Origin of the sequence: Mesorhizobium sp. WSM4884, from assembly GCF_029625675.1 — a bacterium.
Classification (GTDB): domain Bacteria; phylum Pseudomonadota; class Alphaproteobacteria; order Rhizobiales; family Rhizobiaceae; genus Mesorhizobium.
Genome location: NZ_JARTVO010000004.1, coordinates 22,568 through 46,355, shown reverse-complemented (window position 1 = coordinate 46,355; position 23,788 = coordinate 22,568). Strand labels below are relative to the sequence as shown.

17 protein-coding genes and 2 pseudogenes are annotated in these 23,788 nt (G+C 64.1%); 8 read left to right on the top strand and 11 right to left on the bottom strand.

Annotated features, from left to right (window positions below; genetic code table 11):
• Positions 1-56: 56 nt before the first annotated feature.
• The 3 genes from P9236_RS07540 (at position 57) to P9236_RS07530 (ending at position 2,318) form a co-directional block, all read left to right on the top strand.
• On the top strand, positions 57-1,127 hold the full coding sequence (locus tag P9236_RS07540; RefSeq protein ID WP_278073986.1) for a GGDEF domain-containing protein: 1,071 nt from the start codon (positions 57-59) through the stop codon (positions 1,125-1,127).
• An 86-nt stretch (positions 1,128-1,213) separates the two neighbouring features.
• Positions 1,214-1,591: an antitoxin Xre/MbcA/ParS toxin-binding domain-containing protein gene (locus P9236_RS07535; RefSeq protein ID WP_278073985.1), complete on the top strand. Its 378-nt coding sequence runs from the start codon at positions 1,214-1,216 to the stop codon at positions 1,589-1,591.
• Positions 1,551-2,318, top strand: coding sequence for an RES family NAD+ phosphorylase (locus tag P9236_RS07530; protein ID WP_278073984.1), 768 nt, complete (start codon positions 1,551-1,553; stop codon positions 2,316-2,318). Before P9236_RS07535 ends, P9236_RS07530 begins: the two co-directional genes overlap by 41 nt.
• Before the next feature lie 107 nt (positions 2,319-2,425).
• Here P9236_RS07530 and P9236_RS07525 read toward each other — a convergent pair whose 3' ends face one another.
• From P9236_RS07525 to P9236_RS07510, 4 genes are all read right to left on the bottom strand, one after another.
• Entirely contained in the window at positions 2,426-3,127 is a 702-nt protein-coding gene (locus P9236_RS07525) for a hypothetical protein (RefSeq protein WP_278073983.1), read from the bottom strand.
• 191 nt (positions 3,128-3,318) lie between these two features.
• A complete protein-coding gene (locus P9236_RS07520; protein WP_278073982.1) occupies positions 3,319-4,692 on the bottom strand; it encodes a 3-deoxy-7-phosphoheptulonate synthase class II in 1,374 nt (457 codons plus the stop codon).
• Between the two features lie 237 nt (positions 4,693-4,929).
• The gene (gene mfd / locus P9236_RS07515; protein ID WP_278073981.1) at positions 4,930-8,427 is read right to left on the bottom strand and encodes a transcription-repair coupling factor; all 3,498 of its coding nucleotides are present in this window, start codon (positions 8,425-8,427) and stop codon (positions 4,930-4,932) included.
• 7 nt (positions 8,428-8,434) lie between these two features.
• The gene (locus P9236_RS07510) at positions 8,435-8,722 is read right to left on the bottom strand and encodes a succinate dehydrogenase assembly factor 2 (RefSeq protein WP_278074333.1); all 288 of its coding nucleotides are present in this window, start codon (positions 8,720-8,722) and stop codon (positions 8,435-8,437) included.
• 93 nt (positions 8,723-8,815) lie between these two features.
• Here P9236_RS07510 and recG point away from each other — a divergent pair, with 93 nt between their 5' ends.
• Positions 8,816-10,924 carry an ATP-dependent DNA helicase RecG gene (recG, locus tag P9236_RS07505; protein ID WP_278073980.1) on the top strand — a complete coding sequence of 703 codons (2,109 nt, stop codon included), beginning with the start codon at positions 8,816-8,818 and terminating at the stop codon, positions 10,922-10,924.
• On the opposite strand, the gene P9236_RS07500 is transcribed toward recG, so the two are convergent.
• From P9236_RS07500 to P9236_RS07470, 7 genes and pseudogenes are all read right to left on the bottom strand, one after another.
• A complete protein-coding gene (locus P9236_RS07500; RefSeq protein WP_278073979.1) occupies positions 10,876-11,631 on the bottom strand; it encodes a DUF502 domain-containing protein in 756 nt (251 codons plus the stop codon). The two genes, recG and P9236_RS07500, sit on opposite strands and share 49 nt — an antisense overlap.
• An 84-nt stretch (positions 11,632-11,715) precedes the next feature.
• Positions 11,716-12,014 (bottom strand): annotated as a pseudogene (locus tag P9236_RS07495) (HigA family addiction module antitoxin).
• A gap of 247 nt (positions 12,015-12,261) precedes the next feature.
• Positions 12,262-12,544, bottom strand: a pseudogene (locus P9236_RS07490) (GIY-YIG nuclease family protein); the annotation flags it as partial.
• A gap of 154 nt (positions 12,545-12,698) precedes the next feature.
• Positions 12,699-14,522 (bottom strand): glutamine--fructose-6-phosphate transaminase (isomerizing), encoded by a 1,824-nt coding sequence (gene glmS, locus P9236_RS07485; protein ID WP_278073978.1) that lies wholly within the window; start codon positions 14,520-14,522, stop codon positions 12,699-12,701.
• Between the two features lie 251 nt (positions 14,523-14,773).
• On the bottom strand, positions 14,774-16,141 hold the full coding sequence (glmU, locus tag P9236_RS07480) for a bifunctional UDP-N-acetylglucosamine diphosphorylase/glucosamine-1-phosphate N-acetyltransferase GlmU (RefSeq protein WP_278073977.1): 1,368 nt from the start codon (positions 16,139-16,141) through the stop codon (positions 14,774-14,776).
• Between the two features lie 126 nt (positions 16,142-16,267).
• The gene (locus P9236_RS07475; protein WP_278073976.1) at positions 16,268-16,831 is read right to left on the bottom strand and encodes a nuclear transport factor 2 family protein; all 564 of its coding nucleotides are present in this window, start codon (positions 16,829-16,831) and stop codon (positions 16,268-16,270) included.
• On the bottom strand, positions 16,789-17,535 hold the full coding sequence (locus P9236_RS07470; RefSeq protein WP_278073975.1) for a cytochrome c biogenesis CcdA family protein: 747 nt from the start codon (positions 17,533-17,535) through the stop codon (positions 16,789-16,791). The genes P9236_RS07475 and P9236_RS07470 overlap by 43 nt, the downstream gene beginning before the upstream one ends.
• 168 nt (positions 17,536-17,703) lie before the next feature.
• Between P9236_RS07470 and P9236_RS07465 the strand changes: the two genes are divergently transcribed.
• The 4 genes from P9236_RS07465 (at position 17,704) to P9236_RS07450 (ending at position 23,739) form a co-directional block, all read left to right on the top strand.
• Positions 17,704-18,081: a hypothetical protein gene (locus tag P9236_RS07465; protein WP_278073974.1), complete on the top strand. Its 378-nt coding sequence runs from the start codon at positions 17,704-17,706 to the stop codon at positions 18,079-18,081.
• A 319-nt stretch (positions 18,082-18,400) separates the two neighbouring features.
• Complete coding sequence (topA, locus tag P9236_RS07460) at positions 18,401-20,968, top strand: type I DNA topoisomerase (RefSeq protein ID WP_278073973.1); 2,568 nt, start codon at positions 18,401-18,403, stop codon at positions 20,966-20,968.
• A 6-nt stretch (positions 20,969-20,974) separates the two neighbouring features.
• Positions 20,975-23,293 (top strand): ribonuclease R, encoded by a 2,319-nt coding sequence (rnr, locus tag P9236_RS07455; RefSeq protein ID WP_278073972.1) that lies wholly within the window; start codon positions 20,975-20,977, stop codon positions 23,291-23,293.
• Entirely contained in the window at positions 23,293-23,739 is a 447-nt protein-coding gene (locus P9236_RS07450) for a DUF983 domain-containing protein (protein WP_278073971.1), read from the top strand. The genes rnr and P9236_RS07450 overlap by 1 nt, the downstream gene beginning before the upstream one ends.
• Positions 23,740-23,788 lie beyond the last annotated feature (49 nt).

The window sequence follows — 23,788 nt, the reverse complement described above, 5'->3', positions numbered from 1 at the left end:
TAGGCGACTCCCGGCGGTGGCAGGTCTCCGGTCGCACTGAAGGGTAGTGAAAGACTATGCAACCGGCAGCCGTCCCGACCGACCGAAATGGCGACATCGCCAGCACCGTTGTGGCGACCATGCGCCAGCTCGGCGTGCTCGGCCTGCCGCGCAACTATGAAATCTTCTACGAGGCGCTGAGCGGCAGCAACCACGAGCTCAGCCTCGCCGTCGTCTCCTTGAGCAACCGGCCGACGCAAGAGGATCTCGACGGCATCGGGCGCACCTTCTTCCCGCAGCACCACGGGCCAGCCATCGTCGAGCACGCCCGCGAGATGGTCGCCAAGGAACTCGAGGACATCGCCGCGCTGTTGCGCAGCGAGCGCTCGCACATCGAGAAGTACGGCCGCATCCTCGACGAGACGTCGAGCGGCCTGAGCAATCGCAGCCTGCTTTCGCAGGAACTGCTGCAGAAGATCGCCGGCGCCATGTCGGCCGCCACCAGTTCGACGCTGGATCACAACCGTCAGATCTCCAGCACGCTCAGCGAAAAGACCGCCGAGCTCGAGAGCGTCAAATCGAAGCTCGAGGAATACAAGCGGCTCGCCGACACCGATCCGCTGACGCAGATCTGGAATCGCCGCGCCTTCGACAAGGAAATCACGCGCATCTACAACAGCAACCGCGGCATCCTGTTCAATGCGCTGATCCTTGCCGATATCGATCGCTTCAAGGACATCAACGACCGTTACGGTCACCCGGTCGGCGACAAGATCATCCAGATCGTCGCCGAGATCTTTCAAAGCAGCATTCGCGCCGACATGTTCGTGGCTCGTACCGGCGGCGAGGAGTTCGCGCTCATCGTCGAAGGTGCCAGCGAGGACGCCACTTACCAGATTGCCGAGCGCATCCGCGTGCTGATCGAACAGACGCCCTTCACCAGCAGCCAGACCGGCATGAACTACGGCACGGTAACGGTTTCCATGGGCATCTGCATGGCTTCCGAGGCCGATAGCCCGGAAGACCTCTACACCAAGGCCGATCGCGCGCTTTATCGCTCCAAGGTCAGCGGCCGCAACCGCGTGACCAGGCATTCCACCATGGCCGGCCGCGCCGGCAAGGGCTGGCTGCTCTACAAGAAAGACTGATATTTCGGCGGACGCATTCGACACTATCCCTTTCCAAATGAATTTTCGTGGATTATATTTTCCACAGAAATGAAAGGGTGCACTAAATGCAACGTCCAGTCGCCGCCGCGACGGCGGCGGAAAACGCCGTCATCACCAAGGCCACGCTGCGCGCGGCCGACCTGCTCGACATCACCGCGAGAACGCTGGCGCTGGTCATCGGCGTCTCGGAAGCGACCGTCTCGCGCATGCGCAAGCAGGAATTCCTGCTCGAGCGCGGCACCAAGCCGTTCGAGCTTGCGGTGCTGTTCGTCCGGCTGTTCCGCTCGCTCGACGCCATCGTCGGCGGCGACGAGGCCGTCGCCCGGGCATGGCTGAAGAACCCGAACACGGCGCTCGACGGCACGCCGCTCGAAAAAATCCTGACCATTGCCGGACTTGTCGATGTCATCGCCTACCTGGACTCCCGACGCGCTCTCGTCTGAGGCCGTCAGGCTCGAAGGCAAGTATTGGCGGATGGTCGAGGCGCAGCACCGCGTCTCGACCCTGAAGCTCATCGACACGCTCGACGAGCAGGGCCTGCTGGAGGACCTGATCGAGGAGACCAAGCCGCAGATCCCGCTCGAATGCCGCCATCTCCACTATCTTCTGGCGACGCCCTTCCGTTACGGCTCGATCTATCCGTACGGCTCGCGCTTCCGCCGCGCCGGCAAGACGAAGGGTGTCTACTATGCCGCCGAGACGGTGCTGACGGCGGTGGCGGAGATGGCCTTCTATCGCCTGCTGTTCTTCGCCGAATCGCCGCAGACGCAATGGCCGAACGACGCCGCCGAATACACCGCCTTTGCCGCGTCGATCAAATGCGAGAAGGCCATCGACCTCACCAGGCCGCCGCTCGACCGCGACGAGAAGGCATGGACGCATCCGACCGACTATGCCGCCTGCCAGGCCATCGCCGATGTCGCGCGCGAGGCCGAGATGCAGGCGATCCGCTACCGCTCGGCGCGCGACCCGAAGGGCGCCAACATCGCGCTTCTGACGTGCAGGGGTTTTGCCAAGGCCAAGCCGCTGGAACCTCACACCTGGCGCATCCGCATCGGCTCGCGCGGCGTCCAGGCGATCTGCGAATTCCCGGACAAGCGGCTCGAATTCTCAAGGACGGCCTTTGCTGATCCCAGGCTGGCGAACATGCGCTGGGAGCGCGGACGTTAAAGCATGTCTCCCGAAAGTGGGAACCGGTTTCGGGATAAAGACATGCGTAAAATCAAAAACCTAAAGCGCATGGAGCGAATCTGAAAGATCGCGACGCGCTTTAAGGCTCATGCCAAGATGTTCACGGCGCGCGCGGCCACCAGCGCGATCGTCAGCAGCGAGATCATCGCTTCGGCCATCATCAACAGCTTGGCGCGCTGGCTGAGCGGCAAGGTGTCGGTCGGCGAGAACGCCGTCGCGTTGGTGAACGCCAGGAAGGTGTAATCGACAAAGCCGGGCAGCCAGTCGCGGGTTTCGCGATCGGGCAGCGTCATCTGCGGGAACAGGAAATCGGCATGCGCGCGCTTGACCAGGCCGCAGGTCGGCGGGCCGCCTCGATCCGTGCTCCAGAACCACAGCGCGAAGACGATGACGTTGGTGACCCAGATGTTGAGCGCATCGACCAGCAGCGTCGTGCCGGCGCCGGCATGGCCTTCGAGCAGCTTCTGGACCAGAAAGACCAGCGAGCCGCAATTCATGATGCTGATGACGCCGGTCATGACCAAGGCGGTGCGGCGGATGAAGACGCGGAACCGCCCGATCGCGTACCAATGCTCGTGGTCGACGGCCTTGTGCGTCGCCATTTGCGTCCAGGCCGTTGCAATCGACAAAGGCACGAGCAGCGCCGCCTCGATCGCGGGCGCGAGCCAGCGCGGTCCGAACGACAGATCGTTGATGACGAGAAGCTGCAGGCAGATGACGACAAGCACCGCCCGCGCCGACCAGAAGTCTATCGCGCGGTGATGGATGATTGCATGCTCGTGACGCATCGTGGAACCTGTGCCGTGTGCGCGGCTTTCTCGGCCGCGGCGGCGACACCTCCACCTCAATCTTGGTCTCGCGATGGTCGTGGAACTATAAATTTTCGTAAGGTTTGGCGGACGGCGCCTCGCCGACCGAGCCCTAAACGAAACGAGCGCCGGATCTCTCCGGCGCCCTGGTCCGATCGCCGGCAAGCGGCTCAGGCGTTGGCGGCCTGCTTGTGTTGGACTGGATGGCTTTTCTTGAGTAGATCCGAGACTAGGAAGGCCAGTTCGATCGCCTGGTCGGCGTTGAGGCGCGGATCGCAATGCGTGTGGTAGCGGTCCTGCAGGTCTTCCGCGGTGATGGCGCGGGCGCCGCCCGTGCATTCGGTCACGTTCTTGCCGGTCATCTCGACATGGATGCCGCCCGGGTGCGTGCCCTCGGCGCGATGCACCTCGAAGAAGGTCTGCACCTCCTTGAGGATGCGGTCGAACGGCCGCGTCTTGTAGCCGGCCGCTTCGATCGTGTTGCCGTGCATCGGGTCGGACGACCACACCACGTTGCGGCCTTCCTTCTTCACCGCCCGCACCAGCTTCGGCAGATGCTCGGCGACCTTGTCGGAGCCGAAGCGCGCGATCAGCGTTAGCCGGCCGGGCTCGTTCTCCGGATTGAGCAGGTCGATCAGTTCGAGCAGGCCGTCCGGCGTCAGCGACGGACCGCATTTCAAGCCGAGCGGGTTCTTGATGCCCCGGCAATATTCGACATGCGCATGGTCGGGCTGCCGGGTGCGGTCGCCGACCCAGATCATGTGGCCGGAGGTCGCGTACCAGTCGCCGGAGGTCGAGTCGACGCGCGTCAGCGCCTCCTCGTAGCCGAGCAGCAGCGCCTCGTGACTAGTGTAGAAATCGGTCTCGCGCAGCGCGAAATTCGTTTCGGAGGTAATGCCCACCGCGCGCATGAAATCCATCGTCTCGGTTATGCGGTTGGCGAGCGACTCGTATTTCTCGCCCTGCGGGCTGTCGGCGACGAAGCCCAGCATCCAGCGATGCACGTTCTCCAGGCTGGCATAGCCGCCCTGCGCGAAGGCGCGCAGCAGATTGAGCGTCGCTGCCGACTGGCGGTACGCCATCTCCTGCCGTGCCGGATCCGGGACGCGCGAGGAGGCGTCGAATTCGATGCCGTTGATGATGTCGCCGCGGTAGCTCGGCAGCGTCACGCCGCCCTTGGTCTCGTTGTCCGAAGAGCGCGGCTTGGCGAACTGGCCGGCGACGCGGCCGACCTTCACCACCGGCTGCGCGCCGGCGAAGGTAAGCACCACCGACATCTGCAGGAAGACGCGGAAGAAGTCGCGAATGTTGTCCGCGCCATGCTCAGCAAAGCTCTCGGCGCAGTCGCCGCCCTGGAGCAGGAAGGCTTCGCCGGCGGCGACCGCCGCCAACTGCTTCTTAAGCTTGCGCGCCTCGCCGGCAAAGACCAGCGGTGGGTAGGTGGCGAGCCGGGCCTCCGTGGCCTGCAGCGCCGCAATGTCCGGATAGGCCGGGACCTGCTTGATCGGCTTTGCTCTCCACGAATTCGGCGACCATTTCGTCATCGCTGCACCCAAACGCCCTTTCAGAGCAATACCCGGAAATGCGAAGCGGTTAGGCTCGGCGACTTCGCCGTAGCCCGCCCTCCGGAATTGCGTCAAACAAACCGGCGAACGCCCTCGCTCGCCATTTCAGCCCCGGTATGAGGTGGCGGCTCCTTACACGAAGCCGATTTCCTATTCTAGCCGGGATTTTCGGCAGTGGCGAATGACTTGGGCCACCGGAGCGTTGTGTTGGAGCCGTTAGGCGGCTTTGTCGGCCAGCCGCGCCAGTTGCGTCATGACGACGGCCGAGCCCGCCAGGCGCTTCTCGGCATTCGGCCAGTCGCGGATGAAGACCACGCTGTGGTCGGCCCTGATCTTGGCCAGAGAGCCCTGCTCGCCGATGAACTTGACCAGCCCGACCGGATCGGGAAACTCGCGCTTGCGGAAATGGATGACGACACCCTTGGGGCCGGCATCGAGCTTCTCGACATTGGCCTTGCGGCAAAGCGCCTTGATGAAGACGATCTTCAGGAGATGCGTGACTTCCTCCGGCAGCGGCCCGAACCGGTCGATCAACTCGGCGCCGAAACCATCGATCTCCTCGGTGGTCTCGAGGTCGCCGAGGCGGCGGTAGAGCGCCATCCTGAGCTGCAGATCCGGCACATAGCTCTCCGGGATCATCACCGCCGTGCCGACCGCGATCTGCGGCGACCAGCCGCCGTCCTGCACTTCGCCCGAATCCTTCACTTCGGCCACCGCCTCCTCCAGCATCTGCTGGTAGAGCTCGAAGCCGACCTCCTTGATGTGGCCGGACTGTTCTTCGCCCAGCAGATTGCCGGCGCCCCTGATGTCGAGGTCGTGGCTGGCGAGCTGGAAGCCTGCGCCGAGCGTGTCGAGCGACTGCAGCACCTTCAGCCGGCGCTCGGCCGTATCGGTGAGCTTGCGGTTGGCCGGCAACGTGAACAGTGCGTAGGCGCGCACCTTCGAGCGGCCGACGCGGCCGCGCAGCTGGTAGAGCTGCGCCAGCCCGAACATGTCGGCGCGATGGATGATCAGCGTGTTGGCGGTCGGAATGTCGAGGCCGGATTCGACGATGGTGGTCGACAGCAGCACGTCGTACTGGCCGTCGTAGAAGGCGTTCATGATGTCGTCGAGTTCGCCGGCCGGCATCTGCCCGTGGGCGACCGCCACTTTCAGCTCCGGCACGGATTCATTCAGGAAATCATGGATTTCCGAAAGATCGCTGATGCGCGGCACGACATAGAAGGAATGGCCGCCGCGATAGCGTTCGCGCAGCAGCGTCTCGCGGATGACCAGCGGATCGAAGGGCGAGATGAAGGTGCGCACCGCCATGCGGTCGACCGGCGGCGTGGCGATCAGCGACAGCTCGCGCACGCCGGTCAGCGCCAGCTGCAGCGTGCGCGGGATCGGGGTCGCCGACAGCGTCAGCACATGCACGTCGTTCTTCAGCTCCTTCAGCCGTTCCTTGTGCTTGACGCCGAAATGCTGCTCCTCGTCGATGATCAGGAGGCCGAGATTCTTGAACGAGATCGAGCTGCCGAGCAGCGCATGCGTTCCGACCACGATATCGACCGTGCCGTCGGCGATCCCCTTCTTGGTCTCGGCCAGTTCCTTGGCACCCACTAGGCGCGAGGCCTGAGCGATGCGGATCGGCAGGCCGGAAAAGCGCTGCGAGAAGGTCTTGAAATGCTGGCGCGACAGCAGCGTCGTCGGCACCACGACCGCGACCTGGAAGCCTTCCATCGCCGCGATGAAAGCGGCACGCAGCGCCACCTCCGTCTTGCCGAAGCCTACGTCGCCGCAAACCAGCCGGTCCATCGGCTTGCCGGCGCCGAGGTCGCCCATGACGGAATCGATCGCGGTCTGCTGGTCGTCGGTTTCCTCGTAAGGGAAGCGCGCGGCGAACTCGCCATAGAGGCCTTCGGCCGGGATCATCGTGGGTGCGGCACGCATCTGCCGCTCGGCGGCGATGCGGATCAGCTGCCCGGCCATGTCGAGCAGGCGCCGCTTCAGCCTTGCCTTGCGCGCCTGCCAAGCGCCGCCGCCGAGCTTGTCTAGCGTCGCTTCCGCCGAATCCGAACCATAGCGCGACAAAAGCTCGATGTTTTCCACCGGCAGGAACAGCCGGTCGTCGCCGGCATAGTGGATCTCGAGACAGTCATGCGGCGCACCGACGGCCTCGATAGTCCGCAGGCCGACGAAACGGCCGATGCCGTGGTCGGCATGGACGACGATGTCGCCGGAAGACAGCGACGAGGCTTCGGCGATGAAATCGGAAGCCTTCTTCTTGCGCTTCGAGCGGCGGATCAGCCTGTCGCCCAAAATGTCCTGCTCGGCGACGACGACCAGATCGTCGGTCTCGAAGCCGGATTCGAGCGGCAGCACGGCGAGGCCCGCTTGCCCGGCCTCGAGCTTCTCAGCCTCGACAAGCGTCGCGACCGGCTTGAGGTTGCCGAGATGGTGTTCGGCCAGAATCTGGCCGAGCCGGTCGAGCGAGCCTTCCGTCCAGCCGGCGACGATGACGCGGCGGCGCGCGGCGCGCTCGTCGGCAATGTGCTTCACCACTATGTCGAAGACGTTGATGTTGGGGTCGGCGCGCTCCTCGGCAAAGCTGCGGCCTTGCCGCGAACCGGCGTGGAAGACTTTTTTGCCGCCGACATCTGGCGCATCGAAGACGGTGAAGTCGATGTCTTCGCGCGGCCCGAGCGAAGCGCGGAGGTTCTCCGGCGAGAGATAGAGCAGGTCCGGCGCCACCGGCTTATAGGGCACCGCATCCTTCAGCGCGCCGTCGGCCTGCTTCCGGCGCGCCTCGTAATGATCGAGGATCAGCGTGTGACGCTCGGCCAATGCCTCATGCGCCAGATGGTCGAAGATGACAGGCGCATCCGGCAGATAGTCGAACACCGTCTCCAGCCGCTCGTAGAAGAACGGCAGCCAGTGCTCCATGCCGGCGAAGCGCCGACCCTCGCTGACGGCAGCGTAGAGCGCGTCGTCGCGCGACGGCGCGCCGAAGGCCTCTATGTAGGCGCGGCGGAAGCGGCTGATCGTCTCCGGCGTCAGCGCCACCTCGCTCATCGCCTGCAGCGCCATCGACTTGCGCTGCCCCGTGGTGCGTTGGGTCGCCACGTCGAAGACGCGGATCGATTCCAGCGTATCGCCGAAAAAGTCCAGTCTCAGCGCCTCGCTCGAGCCGGGTGCGAAGAGGTCGAGGATGCCGCCGCGCACCGCGAATTCGCCGACGTCGCGCACGGTCGGCACGCGCTCGAAACCGGAGGTCTCCAGCCGCGCGATCAGCACGTTCATATCGATCTGGTTGCCGGGCTTGGCATGGAAAGTCTGCGCTTCGATCAGCCCGGCCGGCGGAATGCGTTGCAACAGCGCGTTGGCCGTCGTGAGAACCACGGCGCGATGCGGCTTCTTGGCGAGCGCAATAAGGGCGGAAAGCGCGTCGAGCCGCCGCGCGGCGGCATCGGCGCCCGGCGAGACACGGTCGTAGGGCAGGCAATCCCACGCCGGCAGTTCCAGCACCGGCAGGCCGGGCGCCGCGAAGGCGAGCGCATCGATAATCGCCGGCAGCCGCTGGCCGTCGCGCGCGACGAACAGCACCGGCTTGTCGGGCGCGATCTCCTGCGCCGTTCGCACCAGTGCGAAGGCTTCGTAGCCGTCGGCGACGCCGTCGACGATGAATTGACCGGCGCGGCCCTTGGGCAGGCCGATGGAAGGAATGAGGCTCATGCGTTTTTCAAAATGTCACGGTCCGGCGCGACGCCAGGATCTTTTGCAGCACCGCGCAATCGATATCGGGCGGAACCGGGCGTTCGCCGGTGATCATCGGCAGGAATTCAGTATCGGGGATTTCGAGGAGCTTTTCATATTGGTCGATTTCGTCGCCGGTCAAGGCACCGATCTCGGTGTCGGCGAAGGAGCCGAGGATAAGGTCCATCTCGCGCATGCCGCGATGCCAGGAGCGGAACAGGAGCTTGCGGCGGCGGGCATCCAACCCCTCGCTTGATCGCTGTGTTCCGGTCATCGCACCGTATCCCTGTTCGAAGCGGCGCATATAGCGTGGATAGCGACCGGTGTCAGCCTTTGCGCTGCGGCCGTCGCGACATAAGCTGACACCATGCGTCCTTCCGTCCTCGATCCCCTGTTCGTCCCGATCACCTCGCTCGCCGGCATCGGTCCGAAAGTCGCGACCATGATCGAGCGGGTCGTGCCGGCCGATCTCGGCGATCGCGCCGCGCGCGCCGGCGATCTTCTGTTCGTGCTGCCCAACACGGTGATCGACCGCCGCAACCGGCCGGGCATCGCGCTTTCGGCCGAAGGCCAGATCGTAACCCTCGAGGTGCGGGTCGACCGCCATCAGCCGCCGCCCCGCGGCAACAGGTCCGTGCCTTACCGCGTCTACGCCCATGACGACACCGGCGAGGTCGCGTTGACCTTCTTCCATGCCCATGCCGCCTATCTGCAGAAAATCCTGCCCGAGGGCGAACGTGTCGTGATCTCCGGCCGCATGGAATGGTTCAACGGCCGCCCGACCATGGTCCATCCCGACCATATCGCGCCGATCGATGAGGCCGACGGCCTGCCGCTGGTCGAGCCCGTCTATCCGCTCACCGCAGGCCTGTCGGCAAAAGTGCTGCGCCGCGCCATCGGACAGGCGCTCGGCCGCCTGCCGGAGCTGCCGGAATGGCAGGACGAGGCCTTCATGCGCCGGCACAGCTTTCCGTCTTTCGGCGATGCGCTCAGCCGCATCCATTACCCGAACGACCCCATCGACGTTGCCGTCGAGGGCGCGGCCTGGCGACGCCTTGCCTACGACGAGTTCTTGGCCGGCCAGGTGTCGCTGGCGCTGGTGCGGGCCAGAATCCGCCGTCTTTCGGGCCGGCCGCTCACCGGCGACGGCCGCGTCGTCGAGAAACTGCGCGCTGCCCTGCCCTACAAGCTTACACCCAGCCAGGAATTCGCGCTCGGCGAAATCAACGCCGATCTTGCCGATCCCGAACGCATGCTGCGCCTGCTGCAGGGCGATGTCGGGTCGGGCAAGACGGTGGTCGCGCTGCTCGCCATGGGGCGCGCGGTCGAGGCCGGCGGCCAGGCGGCGCTGATGGCGCCGACCGAAATCCTGGCGCGCCAGCACCTGGCGACTATCGAGCCGCTCGCGGAAAAAGCCGGCCTCAGCGTCGCCATCCTCACCGGCCGCGAAAAGGGCCGCGAGCGCGCTGAAACGCTCGAAGGCCTTGCCAGTGGCGCGATCGACATCGTCGTCGGCACGCATGCGCTGTTCCAGGAGACGGTGACGTTTCATGACCTCGTCCTTGCCGTCGTCGACGAGCAGCACCGGTTCGGCGTCCATCAGAGGCTGGCGATTACCGCCAAGGGCGATGCCCCCGACATGCTGGTGATGACGGCGACCCCCATTCCGCGCACGCTGGTGCTGACCGCCTTTGGCGACATGGACGTCTCGAAGCTCACCGAGAAGCCAGCCGGCCGCCAGCCGATCCGCACCGTCACCTTGCCGATGGAGCGGCTGGACGAATTGGTCGGGCGCATGCGCGATGCCGTCGCCGAAGGTCAGAAAATTTACTGGATCTGCCCTCTGGTCGAGGAATCCGAAGAGATCAAGCTGATGTCGGCGGAGGACCGTTTCGCGTCGCTGAAACCGCTGTTTGGCGACCGGATCGGCTTGGTGCATGGCCGAATGAAGGGTGCGGAGAAGGACGAGGCGATGCGCGCCTTCAAGCAGGGCGAGACGCGCATCCTGATAGCAACCACCGTCATCGAGGTCGGCGTCGACGTGCCGGACGCGACGATCATGGTCATCGAGCATGCCGAACGCTTCGGGCTTGCGCAATTGCATCAGTTGCGCGGCCGGGTCGGGCGCGGCGACCGGCCCTCTTCTTGCGTGCTGCTTTACAAGGATCCGCTCGGCGAGACGGCGAAGCGCCGGCTGTCGGTGATGCGCGAGACCGAGGACGGCTTCCGCATCGCCGAGGAAGATCTGAAGCTGCGCGGCGAAGGCGAGCTGCTGGGCACCCGCCAGTCCGGCACCCCAGGCTTCCAGGTAGCGCGCATCGAGTTCCATGCCGATCTGCTCGAGGCCGCGCGCGACGACGCCCGGCTGATCCTGTCGCGCGATCCGGAACTGCAGTCCGAACGCGGCCAGGCGCTCCGGCTGCTGCTTTATCTGTTCGGGCGCGACGAGGCAGTGCGGCTTCTGCGCGCCGGCTGAGCGACACCCAGCGCCGGGTTGGCGAGCGTCCCCTCGACTGGCTCGCCGTTCAGCGTCACCAGCTTGGCCTTGACCTCCGGTGCCACCATGCCGGCCGAAACGATCAGCTTGGCGCCGTCCTCGATCGTCATGTCGAGCAGCACGATCTCGGATCTATGCACATACATCAGGAAGCCGGTGGTCGGGTTCGGCGTGCAGGGCATGAACACCGCGATCAGCGGATCGCCTTCCTGATCGAGCTTCTGGTTGATCTCGGTTTCCTTCTCGCTGGCCACGAAGACCAGCGACCAGACCCCTTTGCGCGGATATTCGACCAGGCCGACCTGGCGGAACATATCGCCCTTGTTCGACAGCACTGTCTCGAAGATCTGCTTCAGCGAGCCATAGATACCGCGTACCAGCGGCATACGGCCGAGCAACCGCTCGCCGAAATTGACGATGGCGCGGCCGACGATGTTCGCCGTCAGGAAGCCGATCAGCGTGATCAGCACCAGCGCCACGATCAGCCCGAAGCCGGGCACCGGGAACGGCAGATAGGTGTCGGGATTGTAGCGCGCGGGAATGTAAGGCTTCACCCAGGAATCGACCCAGCCGATGAGAGACCAGGCGATATAGGCGGTGATCGCCAGCGGCGCGCAGACGATGAAGCCGGTCAGGAAATAGTTCCTGAGCCGGGTCATGCCAGAGGTCTTCAGAGCATCGGACATAGGTTCACCGCGGCGCAGGTTGCAGCGCCGAGATTAATGAACCGCGAGCCGGTTTGGAACTGCGAAGATTTTAAAGAACGTTGGTCATGCCGCTGCGTCCAGCGGCACAATCTTTTCGAGTTCCGCCGCGATCTTTCTCGCCTCGGTCTCAAGCTCGTAGGCCTTCTGGAAGTTCATCCAGAACTCGGGTGTGGTGTTGAAGAATCTGGCAAGTCGAAGGGCTGTATCGGAAGTAAGGCCGACCTCCTCCTTTACGATACGCTCGATACGATACACGGCAGGTTGAGCTTCCGCGCCAATGCGCCGGCGCTCATGCGAAGGGGAACAAGATACTCCTCGCGCAGGAATTCTCCAGGGTGGATAGGGCGTGCGAACTTGACCATAGCTCGGTATCCTCAAAGGGTTAGGGCAAGTGCACCTCGCAGCATGTATCATGCTATGGTACAAAGCCAACTGCAAGGTAACGGCTTTCAACGCTCCAAATGAAAGCTGCTTAGGTTCGCGATTAGCCGAAACATCCTTCCCCTCGTCATCCACGGGCGGAGCAAGGAGCGAAGCGACGCGCGCAGACCCGAGGATCCATTCCGTGACGCTTCGGCCGGATAGAAGCGGTGCAGAATAGGCGCTACACCCGGTGCCGCGAAAAAGCTCAAACCACTCCGGATTGGTCCTTTCGACCAGTTCGATCTTCCATTGGCGCGGCCAGCGTTTCAGCGACTTCTCGCGCTGGATGGCATCCCGGATGTCGAAATATTCCTCGTACCCGACCAAGCGCTGCACGCCATAACGCCCGGTAAAGCGCGAGCCTTCGCCGGACCTATGCTCTGGCACTCGACGGGCCAGATCGTTTGTTACTCCGATGTAGATGGGTGTCGCGCTTCTTGCTCGCAGTCATATAAACATAACCTGTCATGCATGAAGTATAACGGATGGATGATCAAGCGACCATTCTGATGGGCTGCATTCTTTGTAAGGTCACGGAATGGATCCTCGGGTCTGCGCAGGAGCTCCGCTCCTGCTCCGCCCGTGGATGACGAAGGTGCGTTTCGGTCCACCGCTGGCGAAGCCTACTCCACCGTCACCGATTTCGCCAGATTGCGCGGCTGGTCGACGTCCGTGCCCATGAACACGGCGGTGAAATAGGCGAGCATCTGGATCGGCAGCGCGTAGATGATCGGTGTGATGATCTCCGGCACATCGGGCAGGATGATCGTCTCCATCGTCTTGATGCCCGCCTGCGCCGCACCCTTGGCGTCGGTGATGAGGATGATCTTGCCGCCGCGCGCCGCCACTTCCTGCATGTTCGACACCGTCTTTTCGAAGATGCGGTCATGCGGCGCGATCACGATCACCGGCATGTTCTCGTCGATCAGCGCGATTGGCCCGTGCTTCAGCTCGCCGCCGGCATAGCCTTCGGCATGGATGTAGGAGATTTCCTTGAGCTTCAGCGCCCCTTCCATGGCGAGGGGGAAATTGGTGTCGCGACCGAGATAGAGCACGTCCTTGTAGCGGGAGAGCTCGCGCGAGATGCGTTCGATCTGCTCGTCGAGCTTCAGCACCTGGGTGGCGTAGCGCGGCGCCTCGGAAAGCTCGCGCACCAGCTGCTTTTCCTCGTCGCGCGAGATCGAGCCGCGCGCCACGCCGGCCCGTACAGCCAGCGAAGCCAGCACCGACAGCTGGCAGGTGAAGGCCTTGGTCGAAGCGACACCGATCTCCGGGCCGGCAAGCGTCGGCAGCACGACGTCGGATTCGCGCGCCATGGTCGATTCCCGCACATTGACGACCGCGCCGATCTTCATGCCGGCCTTGCGGCAATAGCGCAGCGAGGCCAGCGTATCGGCGGTCTCGCCCGACTGCGAGATGAAGAAGGCCGCGTCGTTCGCCGACAGCGGCATCTCGCGATAGCGGAATTCCGAGGCGACATCGATGTCGACCGGCAGCCGCGCATAGCGCTCGAACCAGTATTTCGAAATCAGCCCGGCGAGATAGGCGGTGCCGCAGGCCGAGATCGCCAGCCGGCCGATCTTGGCGAAGTCGAAGGGCAGCTCGAGCGGCTTCGACACGCCGGCGACGAAATCCACGTAGTGCGCCAGCGTGTGCGAGATCACTTCCGGCTGTTCATGGATTTCCTTTTCCATGAAATGCCGGCGGTTGCCCTTGTCGACCATGAAGCTGGTCGACAGCGACTGCTGGCGCTTGCGGTCGATCTTGTTGCCGTCGATGTCATAAATGGTGACGCTGTTTCGACGCACTTCGGCCCAGTCGCCGTCTTCCAGATAGGTGACCGCGTTGGTGAAAGGCGCCAGCGCGATGGCGTCCGATCCCAAAAACATCTCGCCGTCGCCATGGCCGACGGCGAGCGGCGGACCGTTGCGGGCGCCGACGATCAGGTCCTCGTCGCCCTTGAACATGATCGCCAGCGCGAAGGCGCCCGAGAGCCGCTTCAGCGCCTGATGCGCGGCCTCGACCGGCTTCAGCCCCTTGGCGAGTTCCCGCGCCACCAGATGCGCGACGACTTCGGTGTCGGTCTGCGAGGAGAATTTGTAGCCATCGCGGGAAAGCTCGTCGCGCAGCTCGGCGAAGTTTTCGATGATGCCGTTGTGGACGATGGCGACGCCATCGGAAAAATGCGGATGCGCATTGGTTTCGTTAGGCACGCCATGCGTCGCCCAGCGCGTATGGCCGATGCCGATCGTGCCTTCCAGCGGGTCTTCCTTCAGCCGGCGTTCGAGGTTGATCAGCTTGCCTTCGGCACGGCGGCGGCCGAGCTCGCCCTTTTCGATGGTGGCGACGCCGGCCGAGTCATAGCCGCGATATTCGAGCCGCTTCAGCGCATCGACGATCAGCGGCGCGACCTGCGAATGGCCGACAATTCCAACGATACCGCACATGCCCTGCCCCCGATTCCCTGCAGAAATCCAGCGTTATCTAGGGATCGCCGGACTGCCGCGAAAGTCACTTTGCGTTTCGTTCCATGTCAGCCGGAACGGTTTTGCGACCGATGCACCATGCCAGGCCGTCGTTGCAATCCCATTACTCGAATTGCTCGGCTTTTAGAGCCTTGGTTTCCGATCGTTCCTCCCTTGGCTCAGATCACGGCCGCGGCGGCCTTCGGCAAAACCACCTGGACCACGTGCCGGCGCTACTCCGCAGCCTTCTTCCGCGCCGCCGCAACGGAGGCGAAGCGTTCCCGCAATTCCTTGCCTTTGCCGGGCAGGGTCTTCTGGCGGGCGCGGCCGAAGGCGAGCGCATCGTCGGGCACGCTCTCGGTGATCACGCTGCCCGAGGCGATGTAGCCGCCCTTGCCGATCGAGACTGGCGCCACCAGCGACGAGTTCGAGCCGATAAAAGCGCCCTCGCCGATGTCGGTGAAGAATTTCGAATAGCCGTCATAGTTGCAGGTGATGGTGCCGGCGCCGATATTCGCACCGGCCCCGACGCGCGCGTCGCCGATATAGGTCAGGTGGTTGACCTTGGCGCCCTCCTCGACGGTCGATTGCTTGACCTCGCAGAAATTGCCGACCTTGGCCTTTTTCCTGAGATCGGCACCGGGACGCAGCCGCGCGAACGGCCCGACCTCGCTGTTTTCCCCGATGGTGGCGCCCGTGAGATGGCTGAAGGCATGGATCGTGGCGCCGGTGGAAATCTTGACGCCCAGCCCGAACCAGACATTCGGTTCGACGATCGTATCGGCGCCGATTTCGGTGTCGTGCGAGAAATGGACGGTTTCCGGCGCAATCAGCGTCACGCCCGCAAGCATCGCCTCGCGCCGCCGGCGCGCCTGCCAGATGCCTTCCGCCTCGGCGAGCTCGGCCCGGTTGTTGATGCCGAGCGCATTTTCGAACCCCGCCTCGGTGGCCACAACGTCGAGGCCCTCCGCGCCGGCAATCTCGGCGATGTCGGTGAGATAGAACTCGCCCTTCGCGTTGTTGTTGCCGACCTTGTCGAGCAGTCGAAGCGCATGCTTGCCCGCGACCGCCATCATCCCGGCGTTGCAGAAGCCGATCTTCTTTTCCGCCTCGGAACAGTCCTTTTCCTCACGGATCGCGGTCAACCGGCCGCCTTTTTCGATCAGCCGGCCGTAGCCGGTCGGATTGGGCGGGCGGAAGCCGATCACCGCGACGGCAGCACCCTCCGCTAGCTTCTGCCGCGCGGCGGCGAGCGCTCCCGCGTCGATCAGCGGCGTGTCGCCGAACATGACGAGGATGTCGTCGTAACCTTTTGATATCGCTTCGCGAGCGGCGAGCACGGCATGCGCGGTGCCGAGCCGCTTCTCCTGCACGAAGGTTTCCGCCTTCGGCGCGAATTTCTGCGCCGCCTTGCGCATTTCCTCCGCGCCATGGCCGATCACCAGCGCCAAACCGGTCGCACCGGCCGCCTCGGCGGCCTTCACCACATGAGCCACCATCGGCAGGCCGGCGATCGCATGCAGCACCTTGGGCATCGCGCTTTTCATGCGCGTGCCTTCGCCGGCGGCGAGGATGACGGACAGGCAGGATCTCTGGCTCATGAAAGGGCAACCATATGAAAGCTGAATCAATGCATGTTAACAGCGGCGTGATGCTGTACCAATGCGGTTAAATTCCGGTGAGACGAAAGAGCAGTTCACGCTTAATTGGCAGGTCTCCAGCGGCGACTACAAAAGGCCGTGCTTTCTGAATTCAGCCTGTTCGTCACCTGCAATCCAGCCAAAGACCTTCAGATCGCCATCGCGCCTCTCGACGAGATAGCTGACCTCGAAGTCGATGGTAAGGCGATCTTTGTTCTTGCGCTCGTAGTCGCCTGACCATTGCACTTTGGCCACGCAATGGTCCTGGTCGATGGGCATCACCGTAACGCCTCCGCAGGTCATTTTCTTCGTGCCGATCGCCCGATAGGCCTCGAAGCCCTTCTTCATGACCTCCTTCAATCGCTGGCCATTCTCGCCGACCATGACACCTGCCGGCGTCACCGAGACAAAGCCGGTTGAGTAGATCGCGGCAACGTCGTCCAGACCGACGTCGCCGGCAATTGCGTCGTTGAAGACCTTCGCATACGTCTTGAAGAACGTCTCGGCGTCCGCCCTGGATATCATCTCGCCCGCATCGCTCCTTTGCGAAAAAGTCCGCGGATTCGGTTTCATCAACGCGAACGCTCGCGCCCGTTCCTGAACCCGGCTTACCCCAACCTCCCCAGCATCGGAAAATTCTCCAGCAGCCAATAGGACGCGCTTTGCACGCCACCGGTCAGGAAGAACACGCCGGCGACGACCAGAAGCGCGCCTATCGCCTTCTCGACACGGCCGAGATGGACGCGGAATTTGCCGAGGAAGCGCATGAAGGCGCCGGAAAACAGCGCCGCGATCAGGAAAGGAATGCCGAGGCCGAGCGAATAGGCGGCGAGTAGCAACGCACCCTCGCCCACCGTCTCGCGGCCGCCGGCCAGCGTCAGGATCGGCCCGAGCACCGGGCCGATGCAAGGCGTCCAACCGAAGGCGAAGGCCAGTCCCATGACGTAGGCGGCGATCATGTTGGCCGGCTTGCCCTGCGACTGGAAGCGCGCCTCGCGCGACAGCAGCGGGATTCGCAAGATGCCGAGGAAGTTCAGCCCCATGACGATGATCAGCGCGCCCGCCACCATCGCCAGCGGCTCCTGCCAGACGCGCAGCAGACGGCCAATGGTCGAGGCGCCCGCGCCGAGCGCGACGAAGACGGTCGAGAAGCCGAGCACGAAGGCAAAAGAAGCATAGAGCAGCGCGCCGCGCGCGCCTTCCCGTGCCGTCACGCCCCGATTGCCGCGGAAATCGTCGACGGACACGCCCGCCATGTAGCAGAGATAGGGCGGCACCAGCGGCAGCACGCATGGCGACAGGAACGAGATCGCCCCTGCCCCGACCGCGCTGACATAGCCGATGTCCAATGCCATTTCATCAGGCCCCGATTGTGCTGGCGCCGATATAGCGATGCACAGGCCTCCATGCCAATCACCATTGTGTGGCACGCGGTCGCCCGGCCGAGGAAGAAACGGCCTCTCTCACGCGTTGATTGGACGGCGCGCGATTGCCGCGTGCTTTGTTCTCAGGGAGAGGTTGTCATGAAATCGATTGCACTCGGGCTCGCGGCCCTGTTGCTCGGCACCGGCGCGTCCCACGCCGCCGAGGCGTGGAAGGAGGCCGAAGTCGGCGGCAAGAAGATCTATACCGATGCCATGGGCATGACGCTTTACACCTATGACAAGGACGAGAAAGGCAAATCCAACTGCTACGACAAATGCGCCGCCAACTGGCCGCCGTTGAAGGCCGAGGCCGGCGCCAAGGCGGATGACGAATGGACGATCGTGGAGCGCACCGACGGCACCAAGATGTGGGCCTATGACGGCAAGCCGGTCTATACCTTCGTCAAGGACAAGAAGGCCGGCGACATGACCGGCGAAGGCGTCGCCGGCGCATGGCACGTTGTCAAGGCCGACTGATTTTTCCCGGGCGGGCTGCCGGACACCTTTCGACAGCCCGCCTGGTCGCGTCGCTGATGGCGCCCATGCGTCGATATCGCTTGTGTGTCGACATGCATCGGTGACCCGATTCTTCCGTGCTCCGAGATACGAACCTTCCTCCCCAAAAAATGTGATCTTCGTTATACACTCTAAGAGTGTATCGCCCCCGGCGTGTCCGCAAATTGGGTCCTTCCCCTTGACCGATTGCAAAAGCGCGGCCATGTGAGCGACGAAAAGAGTGGGATTTCGTCGTGCGCCGCGGAGTTCTTCCGCCGCCTCACAGCTGATAAGAGACCTCATGGACGTCGTCGTCGTCGAATCGCCGGCCAAGGCGAAGACAATCAACAAATATCTGGGCAAGAACTATAAGGTCCTGGCCTCGTTCGGCCATGTCCGCGATCTGCCGGCCAAGGATGGTTCGGTGCGCCCGGACGAGGACTTCGCCATGTCCTGGTCGGTCGACACCGCGTCCGGCAAGCGCCTCGCCGACATCGCCAAGGCGGTCAAGGACGCCGACGGGCTGATCCTCGCCACCGACCCGGATCGCGAGGGTGAGGCGATTTCCTGGCATGTGCTGGAAGTGCTGCGGCAGAAGCGCGCGCTGAAGGACAAGCCGGTCAGCCGCGTCGTCTTCAACGCCATCACCAAGTCTTCCGTGCTCGAAGCCATGGCCAATCCCCGCCAGATAGACGCGCCGCTGGTCGACGCCTATCTCGCTCGCCGCGCGCTCGACTATCTGGTCGGCTTCACGCTCTCGCCGGTGCTCTGGCGCAAGCTGCCCGGCGCCCGTTCCGCGGGGCGCGTTCAATCGGTGGCGCTGCGCCTCGTCTGCGACCGCGAGTCCGAGATCGAGCGCTTCATCCGCGAGGAATACTGGCAGATCGCCGCCATCCTCAACACGCCGCGCAACGACAGCTTCGAGGCGCGGCTGACCGCCTATGCCGGCAAGAAGCTGCAGAAGCTCGACATCGCCAACAAGGCGCAGGCCGACGACATCAAGGCGATGCTGGAAGGCGCGACTTTCAAGGCCTTGTCGGTCGAAGCCAAGCCCACCAAGCGCAACCCCGGACCGCCCTTCACCACTTCGACGCTGCAGCAGGCCGCCTCCTCGCGACTCGGCTTCTCGGCCAACCGAACCATGCAGGTGGCGCAGAAGCTCTACGAAGGCATGGACATCGGCGGCGAGACAGCAGGTCTCATCACCTATATGCGAACCGACGGCGTGCAGATGGCGCCGGAGGCGATCGATGCCGCGCGCGATGCCATCGTGAACGAGTTCGGCGCAAAATACCTGCCCGAGAAGCCGCGCTACTATTCGGTCAAGGCCAAGAATGCCCAGGAAGCGCATGAGGCGATCCGCCCGACCGATTTCAAGCGCACGCCGGCATCGGTCCGGCAATATCTCGATGCCGACCAGGCGCGGCTCTACGAGCTGATCTGGAAGCGCGCCATCGCCAGCCAGATGCAGCCGGCCGAGATCGAGCGCACCACGGTCGAGATCGAGGCCGTCAACGGCGCCCGCACGGCGGAGCTCCGCGCGATCGGCTCAGTCGTGCGCTTCGACGGCTTCATCGCCGCCTACACCGACCAGAAGGACGAGGACGCCGAGGACGAGGAAAGCCGCCGCCTGCCCGAGATCCGAGCCAATGAACAGCTTGCCCGCGAGGCAATCAACGCCACCCAGCACACGACCGAGCCGCCGCCGCGCTATTCCGAGGCATCTCTGATCAAGAAGCTTGAAGAACTTGGCATCGGCCGGCCGTCAACCTATACGGCGATCCTGAAGACGCTGGAGGATCGCGACTATGTCGCCATCGACCGGCGCAAGCTGGTGCCGCAGGCCAAGGGCCGGCTGCTTTCCGCTTTCCTCGAAAGCTTTTTCGAGCGCTATGTCGAATATGACTTCACCGCATCGCTCGAGGAAAAACTCGACGAGATCTCCGACGGCAAGCTCGCCTGGAAGGATGTGCTGCGCGACTTCTGGAAGGATTTTTCCGGCGCGGTCGACGACATCAAGGAACTGCGCGTCAGCGACGTGCTCGACGCGCTCAACGACGAACTGGCGCCGCTGGTCTTCCCGGCGCGCGAGGACGGCTCGAACCCGCGCGTCTGCCCGAAATGCGGCACCGGCAACCTGTCGCTGAAGCTCGGCAAGTTCGGCGCCTTCGTCGGCTGTTCGAACTATCCGGAATGTTCCTACACCCGCCAGCTTGGCGACGCCGCCAATCCCAATGGCGAGAATGGCAATGGCGAGGACGGCGTCAAGCTGCTCGGCAAGGATCCTTACACGGCCGAGGAGATCACGCTGCGCAGCGGCCGTTTCGGCCCCTACATCCAGCGCGGCGAAGGCAAGGACGCCAAGCGCTCGAGCCTGCCCAAGGGCTGGACGGCCGAGTCGATCGATCACGAAAAGGCGCTGGCCCTGCTGGCCCTGCCCCGCGACGTCGGCAAGCACCCGGAGACCGGCAAGATGATCTCCGCCGGCCTTGGGCGCTACGGACCCTTCGTGCTGCACGACGGCACCTACGCCAATCTGGAAAGCATCGAGGACGTCTTCTCGATCGGCCTGAACCGCGCTGTCTCGGTGATCGCCGAGAAGCAGCAGAAGGGCAAGGCCGGTCGCAACGGCGCCACGCCGGCGGCGTTGAAGGAACTGGGCGACCATCCCGACGGCGGTGGCAAGATCGTTGTGCGCGACGGACGCTATGGGCCCTATGTCAATTACGGCAAGGTCAACGCGACGCTGCCCAAGGGCAAGGACCCGCAGTCGGTGACGATGGAAGAGGCGCTCGCTTTGATCGCCGAAAAGGAAGCCAAGGGCGGAGGCGGCAAGAAGCCGTTCCGCAGGGCGGCCAAAAAAGGATAGCAGGACGTGGCGCGCAGGATCTCCGGAAGAAGCCACGGCGATCCGCGCAGCGCCGACACCAGGGCCAGTGTCAAGGACGACTACCGGCCCTCGCGTGACGAAATCCTGCGCTACATCGCCGAGAATCCCGATCGCTCCGGAAAGCGCGAGATCGCCAAGGCTTTCGCGTTGCGCGGCGAGGACCGCATCTGGCTGAAGGACCTGTTGCGCGACTTGCGGGACGAGGGCCTGCTGACGAAGGACCGCAAACGCCACACCCGACCCGGCGCCGTGCCGCATGTCGCCGTGCTCGACATTGTCGGTCGCGACGCCGACGGCGTGCTGCTGGCCAATCCGAGCGAATATACCGGTCCCGGCTCGCCGCCCGTCATTGCCATCCGCATTTCGCGCGGCGCCAGCGGCCCCGTACCCGGCGTCGGCGACCGCGTGCTCGCCAAGACCTTCCCGACCGACGATGCAACTGCCGTCCATGGCGGCCCCGCCTACACCGGGCGGGTGATGAAGGTCTTCGAGAAGCGCAGCGAAGCGGTGCTCGGCGTCTTCCGCGCGCTGAAGGACGGCAGCTTTCGGATCGAGCCGGTGGAGCGGCGCCAGCCCGAGCTCATCGTTGACAAGGAATTCCAGAACGGCGCCAAAAACGGCGACCTGGTCGAGGTCGAACCGGCCCGCGCCTCGCGCTACGGCCTGCCGCGCGCCAAGGTGCTGGCGGTGCTGGGCTCGCTGACCAGCGAGAAGGCGGTCTCGATGATCGCCATCCACGCCCACGACATTCCACACGTCTTTCCGGCCGATGTGATTGCCGAAGCCGATGCGATGAAACCGGCAACGCTTGACGGTCGCGAGGACTGGCGCGACCTGCCGCTGGTCACCATCGATCCGGCCGACGCCAAGGATCATGACGACGCGGTCTTCGCCACGCCGGACACCGACGAGAAGAATCCCGGCGGCATCATCGCCACCGTGGCGATCGCCGACGTCGCGGCCTATGTCCGCTACGGCACGCCGCTCGACCGCGAGGCGTTGAAGCGCGGCAATTCGGTCTATTTCCCGGACCGCGTCGTGCCGATGCTGCCGGAGCGCATCTCCAACGACCTCTGCTCATTGCGCGAAGGCGAGGATCGGCCGGCCATCGCCGTGCGCATGATTTTCTCCGCGGACGGCCGCAAGCTCAGGCACTCCTTCCACCGTGTCATGATGAAGTCGGCGGCCAAGCTCGCCTACCCGCAGGCGCAGGCGGCAATCGACGGCGCACCGGACGACAAGACCGGGCCGATCCTCGATAGCGTTCTGAAGCCCTTGTGGGATGCCTATGGAGTGCTGAAGCGCGGCCGCGACGCCCGCCAGCCGCTGGAGCTCGACCTGCCGGAACGCAAGATCCTTCTCAAGGGCGACGGCACCGTCGACCGTGTCGTCGTGCCGGAGCGCCTCGACGCCCACAAGCTCATCGAAGAGTTCATGATCCAGGCCAATGTCGCGGCCGCCGAGACGCTTGAAGGCAAGAAGGAGCCTCTCGTTTTTCGCATCCATGACGCGCCTTCGCTGGCCAAGCAGGAATCGCTGCGGGAATTCCTGCATACGCTCGGCCTGTCGCTGGCACGCGGCGCGCAGATGCGGCCGGAACAGTTCAACGGCATCCTGGAGCGCGTGCGCGGCGCCGACAACGAGGCGCTGGTCAACGAAGTGGTGCTGCGCTCGCAGAGCCAGGCCGAATATTCGCCGAAGAACATCGGCCATTTCGGTCTCAACCTGAGGCGCTACGCGCATTTCACCTCGCCGATCCGCCGCTACGCCGACCTCATCGTGCATCGCGGACTGATTGCCGCGCTCGGCCTCGGTCCCGGCGGACTGGCACAACAGGAGGCCGATCGGCTGGAGGAGGTCGCAGCGCTGATCTCTGCCACGGAACGCCGTGCCATGGCCGCCGAACGCGACACGGTCGACCGGCTGATCGCCGCCTATCTCGCCGAGCGCATCAACGATACCTTCGACGCGCGCATCTCCGGCGTCACCAAGGCGGGACTCTTTGTCCAATTGCCGCAATATGGCGCGGATGGTTTCATCCCGGTGTCAAGTTTGAGCGGCGACTACTATATCTATGACGAAACCGCTCGATCGCTGTTTGGGGAACGCACTGGCAAGGGCTATCAGCTGGCCGACCGCGTCGAGGTGCGGCTGCTCGAGGTCGCCCCTATGGCCGGCGCGATGCGTTTCGAGATGCTGACCGACCCGAAGCCGCTGCCTGGCTCGCGACGGTCGTTCCACAAGGCCAAGGGCCGCGCCCGCGCGTCGCAGTCGCGTTTCGGGCCACGCGGCAGGAGAAGATGATGCCGAAAGAATTGGGCATGGAAGAACAGGTTTTCGGTGGCGAGCATCATTCGGGCCACGTCGCACGCCCACTGTGGACGGCGATCAAGCGCGGCCTGTTTGGCCGCTGCCCGCATTGCGGCGAAGGCAAGCTGTTCTATGCCTTCACCAAGTCCGTCGACAAATGCAGCGTTTGCGGCGAGGAGCTGCATCACCACCGCGCCGACGATCTTCCCGCCTATCTGGTGATCGTCATCGTCGGCCACATCGTGGTTGGCGCCTTCATGGGCGTGGAGGCGACTTCGACGCTCACGCTGTGGCAGCACGCGCTGATCTGGGTGCCGCTGACCCTTGGTCTGGCCGTCGCGTTGTTGCAGCCGGTCAAAGGCGCCGTCATCGGCCTGCAATGGGCGCTCTATATGCACGGCTTCGGCGGCGAGAAGGACGAGTTTGAACCGCATTCCTAAGCTTGCAGCGGTTCTGCCTTTGACAGAAACAACGACCATCTCTAAGCAT

What these genes read in the sequence shown, in the direction of transcription:
- P9236_RS07450 (WP_278073971.1), top strand. Translation starts at nt 23,293, where the DNA reads ATGCCGAAAGAATTGGGCATGGAAGAACAGGTTTTCGGTGGCGAGCAT.
- P9236_RS07500 (WP_278073979.1), bottom strand. Translation starts at nt 11,631, where the DNA reads ATGTCCGATGCTCTGAAGACCTCTGGCATGACCCGGCTCAGGAACTAT.
- glmS (WP_278073978.1), bottom strand. Translation starts at nt 14,522, where the DNA reads ATGTGCGGTATCGTTGGAATTGTCGGCCATTCGCAGGTCGCGCCGCTG.
- P9236_RS07535 (WP_278073985.1), top strand. Translation starts at nt 1,214, where the DNA reads ATGCAACGTCCAGTCGCCGCCGCGACGGCGGCGGAAAACGCCGTCATC.
- P9236_RS07520 (WP_278073982.1), bottom strand. Translation starts at nt 4,692, where the DNA reads ATGACGAAATGGTCGCCGAATTCGTGGAGAGCAAAGCCGATCAAGCAG.
- topA (WP_278073973.1), top strand. Translation starts at nt 18,401, where the DNA reads ATGGACGTCGTCGTCGTCGAATCGCCGGCCAAGGCGAAGACAATCAAC.
- P9236_RS07465 (WP_278073974.1), top strand. Translation starts at nt 17,704, where the DNA reads ATGAAATCGATTGCACTCGGGCTCGCGGCCCTGTTGCTCGGCACCGGC.
- P9236_RS07470 (WP_278073975.1), bottom strand. Translation starts at nt 17,535, where the DNA reads ATGGCATTGGACATCGGCTATGTCAGCGCGGTCGGGGCAGGGGCGATC.
- recG (WP_278073980.1), top strand. Translation starts at nt 8,816, where the DNA reads ATGCGTCCTTCCGTCCTCGATCCCCTGTTCGTCCCGATCACCTCGCTC.
- glmU (WP_278073977.1), bottom strand. Translation starts at nt 16,141, where the DNA reads ATGAGCCAGAGATCCTGCCTGTCCGTCATCCTCGCCGCCGGCGAAGGC.
- P9236_RS07525 (WP_278073983.1), bottom strand. Translation starts at nt 3,127, where the DNA reads ATGCGTCACGAGCATGCAATCATCCATCACCGCGCGATAGACTTCTGG.
- P9236_RS07510 (WP_278074333.1), bottom strand. Translation starts at nt 8,722, where the DNA reads ATGACCGGAACACAGCGATCAAGCGAGGGGTTGGATGCCCGCCGCCGC.
- P9236_RS07540 (WP_278073986.1), top strand. Translation starts at nt 57, where the DNA reads ATGCAACCGGCAGCCGTCCCGACCGACCGAAATGGCGACATCGCCAGC.
- mfd (WP_278073981.1), bottom strand. Translation starts at nt 8,427, where the DNA reads ATGAGCCTCATTCCTTCCATCGGCCTGCCCAAGGGCCGCGCCGGTCAA.
- P9236_RS07530 (WP_278073984.1), top strand. Translation starts at nt 1,551, where the DNA reads ATGTCATCGCCTACCTGGACTCCCGACGCGCTCTCGTCTGAGGCCGTC.